Annotated in this window: 9 protein-coding genes and 1 pseudogene; 5 read left to right on the plus strand and 5 right to left on the minus strand. The window is 75.1% G+C overall.

Features of this window, described 5'->3' with window-relative positions; all coding sequences use genetic code 11:
• Positions 1 to 249 precede the first annotated feature (249 nt).
• On the minus strand, positions 250 to 1,794 hold the full coding sequence (locus tag AB0N63_RS13345; RefSeq protein ID WP_365528127.1) for a helix-turn-helix domain-containing protein: 1,545 nt from the start codon (positions 1,792 to 1,794) through the stop codon (positions 250 to 252).
• Between the two features lie 356 nt (positions 1,795 to 2,150).
• Between AB0N63_RS13345 and AB0N63_RS13350 the strand changes: the two genes are divergently transcribed.
• Together AB0N63_RS13350 and AB0N63_RS13355 are read left to right on the plus strand one after the other, a co-directional pair.
• Positions 2,151 to 2,771: an L-threonylcarbamoyladenylate synthase gene (locus tag AB0N63_RS13350; RefSeq protein ID WP_365528130.1), complete on the plus strand. Its 621-nt coding sequence runs from the start codon at positions 2,151 to 2,153 to the stop codon at positions 2,769 to 2,771.
• Positions 2,772 to 2,907: 136 nt separating this feature from the next.
• Positions 2,908 to 4,416: a metallophosphoesterase gene (locus tag AB0N63_RS13355; protein WP_365528132.1), complete on the plus strand. Its 1,509-nt coding sequence runs from the start codon at positions 2,908 to 2,910 to the stop codon at positions 4,414 to 4,416.
• A 6-nt stretch (positions 4,417 to 4,422) separates the two neighbouring features.
• Here the strand turns inward: AB0N63_RS13355 and AB0N63_RS13360 are convergent, their stop codons facing one another.
• A complete protein-coding gene (locus AB0N63_RS13360; protein ID WP_365528135.1) occupies positions 4,423 to 5,427 on the minus strand; it encodes a TauD/TfdA family dioxygenase in 1,005 nt (334 codons plus the stop codon).
• Positions 5,428 to 5,593: 166 nt separating this feature from the next.
• Between AB0N63_RS13360 and AB0N63_RS13365 the strand changes: the two genes are divergently transcribed.
• Positions 5,594 to 6,205, plus strand: a complete 612-nt coding sequence (locus AB0N63_RS13365; protein WP_365528137.1) for a DNA polymerase ligase N-terminal domain-containing protein — start codon at positions 5,594 to 5,596, stop codon at positions 6,203 to 6,205.
• A 4-nt stretch (positions 6,206 to 6,209) separates the two neighbouring features.
• On the opposite strand, the pseudogene AB0N63_RS13370 reads toward AB0N63_RS13365, so the two are convergent.
• Together AB0N63_RS13370 and AB0N63_RS13375 are read right to left on the minus strand one after the other, a co-directional pair.
• A pseudogene (locus AB0N63_RS13370) lies at positions 6,210 to 6,722 on the minus strand (ATP-binding protein); the annotation flags it as partial.
• A 95-nt stretch (positions 6,723 to 6,817) separates the two neighbouring features.
• The gene (locus tag AB0N63_RS13375) at positions 6,818 to 7,198 is read right to left on the minus strand and encodes a MauE/DoxX family redox-associated membrane protein (protein WP_365528140.1); all 381 of its coding nucleotides are present in this window, start codon (positions 7,196 to 7,198) and stop codon (positions 6,818 to 6,820) included.
• 132 nt (positions 7,199 to 7,330) lie between these two features.
• Between AB0N63_RS13375 and AB0N63_RS13380 the strand changes: the two genes are divergently transcribed.
• Positions 7,331 to 8,314 carry an ATP-dependent DNA ligase gene (locus tag AB0N63_RS13380; protein ID WP_365528142.1) on the plus strand — a complete coding sequence of 328 codons (984 nt, stop codon included), beginning with the start codon at positions 7,331 to 7,333 and terminating at the stop codon, positions 8,312 to 8,314.
• Positions 8,315 to 8,387: 73 nt separating this feature from the next.
• Entirely contained in the window at positions 8,388 to 9,323 is a 936-nt protein-coding gene (gene hemC, locus AB0N63_RS13385; protein ID WP_365528144.1) for a hydroxymethylbilane synthase, read from the plus strand.
• 113 nt (positions 9,324 to 9,436) lie between these two features.
• Here hemC and AB0N63_RS13390 read toward each other — a convergent pair whose 3' ends face one another.
• On the minus strand, positions 9,437 to 9,967 hold the full coding sequence (locus AB0N63_RS13390) for a hypothetical protein (protein ID WP_365528147.1): 531 nt from the start codon (positions 9,965 to 9,967) through the stop codon (positions 9,437 to 9,439).
• Positions 9,968 to 10,419: the final 452 nt, after the last annotated feature.

Genomic DNA, 10,419 nt, shown 5'->3' on the forward strand with positions numbered 1-10,419 from the left:
GCTTCCGTAGCGGTGAGGCGCAAGCCTCCGGGGCGGCTGCGCCGTGCGGCCCGCCCGGCACGGTGGGCGCGCACCGTGCGGGCTGGAGGCCGGGCCGGTCCCCCGTTCCGGTCCGGCCTCCGCGCGCGGCTCGCGGACTGCGTCCGCGGCCCGTCGAACCTACGTGCCCCGGGAAGCCGTCGGTACCGCGCCGATGCCCTTTCGGGCAGCCGGAGGACTCACTCGTGCACAGGTGAGTCCGCAATGCCCTCATTCATGTCCGCGCGCGGACGGGCGTCCAAGCGGGCCGGGACCGCCTCGCGGCCACCCGTCCAGGGCGGGCGGTTCGAGGTCGCCCGTGGCCAGATGGGCCAGGACGACCTCGTACAGATCGCTGCCGCCGGTGAGCAGGCGGCGTTCCAGGACGGGTTCCACGCCGCGTACGTGCTCGCGCACGGTCTGCGCGTGGACGCCGAGCCGGTGGGCGGCGCGTTCGGCGTTGCCGCCGGCGGCGATCCAGGCGCGCAGGGTGCCGCGTACGTCGCGGGTGTCGGCGGCCAGGCGGCCGAGCAGTTCGTGCGCCCAGGTGCGCAGCGCCGCGTCGGCCAGCAGGTCGGCGAGGCGTACGCCGCCGTCCGGCGGGGCGGTGGCCGGGGCGGGGCCGTGGACCGCCTCGGTGTTCAGGGCCAGGTGGACGGCGGCCCGGACGGTCAGCTGGGAGAAGTCGGCGCTGAGGAAACGTTCCACCCGCTCCATTCGGGCCCGTACGGTGTTGCGGCTGACACCGAGGATCTGAGCGGTGCTCACCGCGGTGAACTCCAGCCCGAGCCGGGTGGTGGCGACCAGTTCGGCGCGGGTGTGGTGGGGCAGGGCGTCCAGCGGGCGCAGCAGCCGGCCGGACCAGGCGCGCAGCGCGCCGGGGTCCATCAGACGCTCGGGGTGGGTGCGCTCGGCGTAGACGGCGGTGCCGTCGGGGCGGACCCGGGCGAGCGCGAGGGCGCTGACGGCCTGCCCGTACGCCGTGGCGGTCCGGGCGAGGGTGTGCCGGGTGCTGCCGCCCAGGTAGGTGTGCGGGCGGGTGCCGACCAGCGAGCGCAGGGTGCGTCCGACGGTCTCGGCGGGGGCGACGACGATGACGTGGCCGTCGACGGCGGGGCAGCGGACGACGAGGGCCTGCCGGCCGGTGGCGGCCAGGCACTCGGCGGTCAGCCGCTCACGCTCGTCGGGGTGGACCTCCACGACGTAGACGGTGGCGGTGTCGGTGTCGAGCAGGCCCGGCCACAGACCGGCCGCCACCCGGCGGGCGGAGACGGTGTCCTCCACCATCAGCAGTTGCAGGACGGCCAGGCGCAGCGCGGAGGCGGCCTGTTCGAGGCGGCGTCCGGCCGCGGCGTTCGCTTCGGCCCGCAGCAGCAGTTCGATCACGGCCGCGGTACGGCTGAGCAGTTCGGCGGCCGGCCGGTCGAAGGGTGTGGCGCGGGCGACGGCCAGCACACCGGCCGGGGGTGCGTGGGGGCGGCCCACGCACACCGCGTGGACGTGCCGGCCCCGGTCCTGGAGGGCGGCGGAGGCGAGCCGTCCGGCGAGCAGGTCGGTGATCAGAGCATCGGCCAGGAGTCCCGGCTCTCCGGCGAGGGGGGTGCCGGCGCCGTCCAGGAGGCAGGCCGTGCCGTGCACGGCGTCGGCGAGCCAGGCCACGACCTTGCGTACGTCCCGGCCGCCCGGCCGCAGCTGGTCCAGGAGTTCCTCGGCCCGGGCCGCCGACGGGCTCAGCGGACCGTGCGTCACGGTGTCCCGATCCTCTCGGCCGGCCATCTCAGCCCTCTCCTCTCTCCCGGTGCCACCGGCACTGACCTCGGTCTTTACGGTCGAGGACGTTATCAGTGACGCGCGCGGCGGGGCGGGACCGGGCAGATGGCGGCGCGGTGCGCGCCGCCCGAGGAGGGATGGCGGCTTCGCCGGCGGGTCACGGGGGGGGGAGGTGAGCGGCCGGCGAAGCCGCGCGTCCGGTGCCGGGGGGAGAGCTCCCGGACGCTGTACACCTCTGGTTCCCCGGGATGCGCGGAGTAAGCCCACGGATCCGGAACGGGTTCGCGGCCCGCCGGTGCGGCACGCTCCGCGCCGGTCCGCGCCGCGCGGCGTTCCGCCGGGGTACGGCATAAGCTCGGCGGATGGCGAAGTACTTCGACATTCATCCGGACAACCCCCAGCCGCGCGCCCTGCGCCAGGTGGCCGACAGCCTGCGCGAGGGGGCGCTGATCGCGTATCCGACGGACTCCTGCTACGCCCTGGGCTGCCGGCTCGGCAGCCGGGACGGGGTGGAGCGGATCCGGGCGATCCGCCGGCTGGACGACCGGCATCACTTCACCCTGGTGTGCGAGGACTTCGCACAGCTCGGCCAGTTCGTGCGGATCGACAACGACGTGTTCCGCGCCATCAAGGCGTCCACGCCCGGCAGTTACACCTTCATCCTCCCGGCCACCCGGGAGGTGCCGCGGATGCTGCAGCACCCGAAGAAGAAGACGGTCGGGGTGCGCATCCCGGACCACGCGGTCGCGCGGGCGTTGGTGGCCGAGCTGGGCGAGCCGCTGCTGTCCAGCACGCTGCTGCTGCCCGGCGAGGACGAGCCGATGACCCAGGGCTGGGAGATCAAGGACCGGCTCGACCATGTGCTGGACGCGGTGGTCGACTCGGGCGACTGCGGCACCGAGCCGACCACGGTCGTCGACTTCTCCGGCGGCGAGGCGGAGATCGTGCGGCGCGGCGCGGGCGACACCTCGCGGTTCGAGTGAGGCCCCCGCCGCACGCGGTCCGGGCGGAGCCGCGTGCGGCGCCCGCCCCGGCGGTGAATCGCCTCCCCTACGCGGAAGGGCAGTTGACACCGACCCGCCGCAACCGGGCGGCACCGTAGTTGTTACGGTGCACGGCGTGTCCGACTCCTCACGCGATACCGTCGAAGGCGCCGGCTGGAACGCCGCCGAACGCGGCGAGTACCGGCTGCTGCTGCCCGGCCGGGTCGAGAAGCTGTCCTGGCTGAACCCCCGGACCCTGTGGGCCGCCCGCAACGGCGTGGTCGCGTCCTGGTTCGGCGACCCCACGGGGCGTACCCGCAGCCGCTGGGCGGCGCGGCAGGTGGCGGCCGGCGCCCCGGCGGACCGGGTGATCCGCCGCTCCGAGGGGGACCGATTCTCCTTCATGGTCCTCGGGGACACCGGGGAGGGCGACGAGTCCCAGTACGCTGTCGTCCCGGGCTTCCTGAAAGTGAGTCAGGACACGTCGTTCGCCGTGATAGCCAGCGACGTGATCTATCCGGTGGGCAGCGCGGACGACTACGGCACCAAGTTCTTCCGGCCGTACCAGGACTACCCGGCCCCGGTGTACGCGGTTCCCGGCAATCACGACTGGTACGAGGACCTGGCCGGGTTCATGCGCGTCTTCTGCGACGACGCCCCGTCGCCGGAGCCGGAGCCGGAGCCGAGGCCCCGCCCGCTGACCCGGGCCTGGCTCCGGGCGCTGCTGTGGCACCGGCCCCGCCCGGCCGACGAGGCGGCCTTCGCCGAGGCGCGGAAGCTGCGGGCAGCGCCGGGTCAGCAGGCCGTACAGCCGGGCCCCTACTGGGCGATCGACGCGGGCCCGGTACGGATCGTCGGCATCGACACCGGGCTGCTCGGGACGCTCGACGCCGAACAGGGGGCGTGGCTGCGGGAGGTGTCGCGCGGTCCCCGGCCGAAGATCCTCGTCACCGGTTCGCCGCTGTACGTGGACGGCGAGCACCACCCCTGCCCCATCGAGGGCGGCGGCACCGTCGACGACGTCGTGCGCGACCCGGCCCACCGCTACGTGGCAGCGATCGGCGGCGACATCCACAACTACCAGCGCTATCCGGTGGAGGTGGACGGGCGGGTCGTCCAGTACGTCGTCTCCGGCGGCGGCGGCGCGTTCATGCACGCCACGCACACCATCCCGCGGGTGTCGGTGGCGAACGTGACGGAGCGGGAGTTCCGCTGCTACCCGCTGCGCGGCGACTCCCTCGCCTTCTACAGCCGGCTCTACGGCCGCCGGCTGCGGCTGCCCCGCTTCTTCGCCCTCACCGAGGCCGAGGCGACGGCCGTGGTCGCCGAGCGGCTCGGCGTCCCGCCCGTCCGGCCGCGGACCGGGCCCGTCCGGGTCACCCGGCGGATGCGCCTGGTGGCGAGCCTGCTGGGCGCGGGCCGGCGGCCGGACCGCAACAACCGCCTCCGCCTGCCGGTGCGCAAGCTCTACACCCGGCTCTTCTCCCCCGGCTCGGCGACCTACAGCCCGCCGTTCTTCAAGTCCTTCCTGCGGCTGGACGTCACTCCGCAAGCGGTGCGGCTGCGCTGCTTCGCGGCGACGGGCGCCCGGGCGCAGGAGGTCGATCCGCCCGTCGAGGACGAGGTGGTCATCCCGCTGGTCTGACCCGGGTCACCACTGCCCCGGCGTACTGCCGGTGACCGGGGTGGAGGCCGTGCCGTCCACGCCGGCCGGCACGTCGCCGGCCAGCATCACGCGGTGCATGACCCGCGGGTGGTCCAGGTGGGCGTTGTCGGACGGGGCCAGGTGGACGGTGGCGCGGTTGTCCCAGAAGGCGACGCTGCCCGGTTCCCAGCGGAAGCGGACCGTGTACTCGGGCCGGACCGCCTGTTCCAGCAGCATCTCCAGGATCGCCGCGCTCTCCGGGCGGGACAGGCCCTCGATCTGCTCGACGTAGTAGCCGTTGACGAACAGCACCCGCTCCCCCGTCTCGGGGTGGACGCGCACCAGCGGGTGCACGGTGGCGATCTGGTGGTCCAGCAGATGACGCAGGTAGGCGTCGTCGCCGGGGCGCGGCTGGTAGCCGACGCCGAGCCGGTGCTCGGCGCGCAGGCCGTCCACGAAGGCGCGCACCGGGGCGGACAGTCCGGCGTAGGCGGCGGCCAGGTTGGCCCAGGTGGTGTCCCCGCCGTACGGCGGCACGGTCTCCGCGCGCAGGATGGTCGCCGCGGGCGGGTCGACGCGGGCGCCGTGGTCGCAGTGCCAGCCGCGCAGCAGGGTGTGCCGGCGGCGCCGCAGCCATTCCTCGTGGTCCATCCCGTACCGGCCGCCCAGTTCCAGCCGGTCGGCGGTGGTCTCCACCTCGGGGAAGCCCGCCGGGGAGGCGCCGCCGCGCCGCCGCAGCACCACGGGGGCGCCGAAGCGGCGGGCGAAGGCGACGTGTGCCGCGTGGTCCAGTCGCTGCCCGCGGAAGAAGACCACCTTCCAGCGCAGCACCGCCGCGCGGATCTCGGCGACCACGGTGTCGTCCAGCTCCCCGGCCAGATCGACGCCGGTGATCTCGGCCCCGATGTGTCCGGCGACCGGCCTGACGTCGATCGCCGCCGGCCGCCCGTCCGCCGCCGCTGCCCGTCCGTGGGCCTGCGCCTGTGCCTGTGGTCCCGTGCCCGTCGTCATGTGCGCTCCGCTGGTCGTCCGTCCGGTGGCGTCGTCCTCCGCAAGATCGTGACAGCGATCGGGCCCGGGGTCGACAGGGCCTCGAGGCGGCCGCCGGCGCGTCGGCCGCCCTGCCGGGGGTACCCGGACGCGTCGGTGCACGCGGTGAGCGGAAGGGAGGCCCGGCGTGGGTGCGGACGACCGGCTGCGGGAGTACCGGGGCAAGCGCGACTTCGAGCGGACCAGGGAGCCGTCGGGGCAGCGTGCCCCGGCCGGCGAGGAGCCGCGGTTCGTGGTGCAGATCCATGACGCGCGCCGGATGCATTTCGACTTCCGGCTCCAGGTGGGCGATGTGCTGAGGTCGTGGTCGGTCCCGAAGGGGCCCTCCGACGACCCGCACGACAAACGGCTCGCGGTGCCCACCGAGGACCATCCGCTGGAGTACGAGCACTTCGAGGGCGTGATCCCGAAGGGCGAGTACGGCGGCGGCACGGTGATCGTCTGGGACCGGGGCACGTACGAGCCGCTGAGCCACGACCGGCGGGGGCGGCCGGTCGACTTCGCCGAGTCGCTGGAGCGCGGGCACGCCACCTTCCGGCTGCACGGCGAGAAGCTGCACGGCGAGTACGCCCTGACCCGCTTCCGCGACGGCCGTGGCGGCGAGGAGGAGGCGTGGCTGCTGGTGCGCAAGGGACCGGGCCGTACCGAGGCGCACGGCACCCCCGATCCGCGCCGGGCCCGCTCGGTGCGCACCGGGCGGACCCTCGCCCAGGTCGCGACGGAGGGCGGCGAGGAGTAGCCGCTCAGCGCGGCGCCAGCGGCTGCTCCCACCGGATGGTCCTGCCCCGGCCGCTCGGCCTGCTGCCGCAGCGCCGGGTGAGCTGGGCGACCAGGAGCAGTCCGCGGCCGCCCCCGCCGTAGGCGTGGGTGCGGCGCAGGTGCGGTGAGGTGGACCGTGAGGTCGAACGGGAGCCGGACACCTCGCAGCTGAGGGTGCGGTCGCGGACCAGCCTGAGCTGGACGGGGGGTCCGCCGTAGCGGACGGCGTTGGTGACCCGTTCGCTGACGAGCAGTTCGGTGACGAACGCGGTCTCCTCCCGGCCCCTGGCGGCCAGTCGCTCGGCGGCGGCCTGCCGGGGGCGGCCACGTTCGCGGGGTCCGGACTGATGTCCCAGGTGGCGACCTGGCCGGGGCCGAGGGCGGGTGCGGGCCAGCAGCACCACGTCGTCGGTCTCCTCGGGCGGGACGGGCTTCAGGACGCCGTCGGCCCGGTCCTCCAGCGAGCCGGCGGACGCGCTCAGGGCGCGGCGCAGTTCGCGGCGTCGGCGTCTTCGGCTCCGCCGTCGAGGGGCGCACCACAGCCCCTCAAGCGCGCGGGAACGGGCCGGGGCGCGTGAGCCGGCCGTCCGGCTCACACTCCGGTGCGGGCGTTCCTGGCGACGCTGCGGGCCCACAGGACCAGGGGGACCTGGAGGGGCATGCGGGCGAGGGCCGCGGCCTTCTGGGGCGCGGGGCGGTCGCGCCAGTCGACGGCCATCTGGATGTGGGCCGGGAAGACGCCGACGAAGAAGGCGGCCGTCGCGTGGGCGGCCGCCTTGCGGGTGCGGGGCAGGGCGAGGCCCGCCGCCAGCGCGAACTCGGCGACGCCGCTGGCGCGGGTCCAGGTGCGGGCGGATCCCGGCAGGAGGCGCGGGACGATCGCGTCGAACTGCCGGGGGATCGCGAGGTGGGCGACGCCGGCCGTGGCCAGCAGCCCGGCGAGCAGGAGCGGTGAACGTTCGGACCGGGGCACGGTACCTCCTCGTAGGGGCGCTGGGGGCGCGATCCTACTGGACGGTAGGCAAGAGCACGGGGTGACCGCCCGATCGGGCGAAAGTGGCCGGGCGGGGGCTTCACGCCGGGGCGCGCCGTCGAGATCTCAGCCGTGACCCTGCCGCTGATCGCGCCCATGCTCGCCACGCCCGGCGTCCTGCCGCCGGCCTCGCAGGACGCCCGCTGGGCCTACGAGACGAAGCAGGACGGCCAGCGAGCGGTGGCGTATCTGCCCGGCGACGGCTCGCTGGTGCTGCGGGCCCGCTCCGGCGAGGAGATCACCGCGGCCTACCCGGAGCTCGCCCCGCTCGGCGCGGCCCTCGGCACGACGCCGGCCGTCCTGGACGGCGAGGTCCTGGCCCTGGACGAGAGCGGCCGGGCCAGTTTCCAGCTGCTCCAGCACCGGATGGGACTCGCGCACTCCCCCGCCCTGGCGGCCCGCCGGGCGGCGCGGGTCCCCGTCCACATGGCGCTGTTCGACGTCCTGCACCTGGGGACGCGGTCGCTGCTCGCGCTGCCCTACGTCCGGCGCCGCGAGCGCCTGGAGTCGCTGGCCCTTCAGGGGCCGCGCTGGTCCACGCCGCGGGCCATCGTCGGGCACGGCGCCGAGGCCCTGGCCGCCACCCGCGAACACGGTCTGGAGGGGCTGGTGTGCAAGCGGCTGGACTCGGTGTACGAGCCGGGGGTGCGCTCGCGGGCCTGGATCAAGATCCGCAACATGCTCAGCGAGGACGTCGTCGTCGGCGGCTGGCTGCCGGGCAAGGGACGGCTGACCGGGCTGCCGGGCGCGGTGCTGGTCGGCCAGCGCGGGGGTGGCCGGCTGCGCTACGTCGGCAGCGTCGGCACCGGCTGGAGCGGGACCGAGCGGACCCAACTGGCCGGGCTGCTCGCGGCCCTGGCGACCGACGCCTGCCCCTTCGATCCCGTCCCGGCGGTGCGCGGCGCACACTGGGTGCTGCCCCGGCTGGTCGGCGAGGTGCGCTACAGCGTCCGCACCCGGGCGGGCCTGCTGCGCCAGCCGTCCTGGCTGCGGCTGCGCCCGGACCTCACGCCGGAGGAGTCGGCGGCAGATCTTCCCGGGGACACGCCGAGGTGAGGGCGCGTCAGGCGCGGGGCGCCGAACGGGTGAGCGGCGCCGGGAAGGGCGCCGACGGTCTATCGTGTCCCGCATGTCCGTGCCGGAACTGATCCGTATCGTCTCCCGCGACTCACCGATGGCGCTCGCCCAGGTGGAACGCGTCCGCGCCGAGCTGGCCGCCCTGCACCCCGGGGTGCGCACCGAGGTGGTGCCGGTCAAGACCACCGGCGACAAGTGGCTCGGGGAACTGTCGAAGGTGGAGGGCAAGGGGGCGTTCACCAAGGAGGTGGACGCCGCGCTGCTGGCCGGCGAGGCGGACCTCGCGGTGCACTGCCTCAAGGACGTGCCGGCCGACCGGCCGCTGCCGGCGGGCACCACGTTCGCCGCGTTCCTGAAGCGGGACGACGTCCGCGACGCGCTCGTCCATCCGGGTGGGCTCACCCTCGACGAGCTGCCGCCCGGCACCCGGATCGGCACCTCCGCGGTGCGGCGCATCGCCCAGCTGGCCGCGACCCACCCGCATCTGACCTGCGTGCCGTTCCGCGGCAACGCCAACCGGCGGCTGGAGAAACTGGCGGCCGGGGAGGCGGACGCGCTGCTGCTGGCGGCCTCGGGCCTGGAGCGCATCGGGCGGACCGACGCCGTCAGCGAGGTGCTGTCGCCGGAGACGATGATGCCGCCGATCGGCGCGGGCATCCTCGCCCTGCAGTGCCGGGAGGACGACAGCGAGCTGATCGGCGTGGTGAGCGACCTCGGCGACGCCGACACCTACCGGGCGGCCACCGCCGAACGCATGTTCCTGCATGTGCTGCAGGGGCACTGCAACAGCCCGATCGCCGGGTACGCGCAGGTCGACCGGGGCGGAGAGCTGTCGCTGCGGGCGTGTGTGTTCACGCCCGACGGCAAGACCCGGCTGAACGCGCACGAGTGGGCCGGCCGGCTGGACGCCGCCACCCTCGGCACGTCGGTCGCCGTCGCCCTGCTGCGGCAGGGCGCCCGCGACATCATCGACGGCATCCCGCACTGAGCGAGGGGTCGAGCCGAGCGCTGGGCCTCGGGACGCGAACGCCCGCCCGGCGGAGATCCGCGGGGCGGGCGTTCGTACGCGTCGGCCGTCGGGGGCCGGTGGGCGCAACGGGGTCAGCCGGTGGCGCCCGGTTCGGCCTGGTCGCGCAGGAAGTCGCTGATCTGGTGGGCCAGGGTGCCCTGTCCCGCGCAGCAGGGCGAGGCCGCGCCGACGGGTCCCTCCTGCACGCCGATGCCGCCGGACCACAGCCGCCGGCCGGTCCACTCGTCCTCGACGCGCAGCTGGACCTGGACGTCCACCTGGGAGAGGGCGGCCTCGGGGGCCGCCGCGTACAGCACCGCCGTGGCGCGGCGCAGCGGGTGGACGTCGTACCCCTCGATGAACTGGGAGTTGCGCCAGTCGACGAACGCGCTCTCGCCGTCCGGGCCGATCCGCACGTCGAGCTGGCCGTCCTCGAGGTGGATGCCGAGGGGCTGCGAGCCGCGGTTCTCGACGGTGACCCGGACGCGGAAGTAGGTCAGCCCCTCGGCGGCGTCGTCGCGTCCGCGCGGCGGCTCGGCCTCTTCCAGGCTGTGCACGCGGACACGCAGACCGGCGTGCTCGTCGTACTCCTGCCAGTCCCCGACCACGTTCGGCTCGTACACAATGCAACCTCTCGACTTCAGAGCTGCTTCCTATCTGTGGGCGAAGCGCACTGTCAAATGCGCGGAATGCGCCGTGGCCAGGTGATTCCAGCGCTTTGATCAACGATCAAGCCGTGCGCTGGAGGTATCCCCTGTCGAATGCCTCCGGAGGCTGCCGGAGGGGTGCCGCACGTCACGTCGGGCCGGATCCGCGGCGGGCCGGACGACCGGTTCGGCCGGCCGGGCCGCCGCAGCCGGTCAGCGGGCCAGCCGGCCGAGCAGGGCGGAGGCGGCCGCGATCCCGGCCGCGGCGGCCAGCACCAGGACCGCGAAGTCGGCCCCCAGGTGCCCCGGGGGGTGCCGAGGAGCAGTCCGCGCAGGGGACGGCCCACGACGGACCGGTGGTCCGCGCCGCCGGGAGCGCGGAACGCCTCGCGACGGCGCGCCCGTCCCCGGCTCCCGGCGGCGCGGAC

Origin of the sequence: Streptomyces sp. NPDC093260, from assembly GCF_040683715.1 — a bacterium.
Lineage (GTDB): Bacteria > Actinomycetota > Actinomycetes > Streptomycetales > Streptomycetaceae > Streptomyces > Streptomyces sennicomposti.

Coding starts and splice junctions, on each gene's coding strand:
- AB0N63_RS13345 (WP_365528127.1), bottom strand. CDS start 1,794: ATGGCCGGCCGAGAGGATCGGGACACCGTGACGCACGGTCCGCTGAGC.
- AB0N63_RS13350 (WP_365528130.1), top strand. CDS start 2,151: ATGGCGAAGTACTTCGACATTCATCCGGACAACCCCCAGCCGCGCGCC.
- AB0N63_RS13360 (WP_365528135.1), bottom strand. CDS start 5,427: ATGACGACGGGCACGGGACCACAGGCACAGGCGCAGGCCCACGGACGG.
- hemC (WP_365528144.1), top strand. CDS start 8,388: ATGTCCGTGCCGGAACTGATCCGTATCGTCTCCCGCGACTCACCGATG.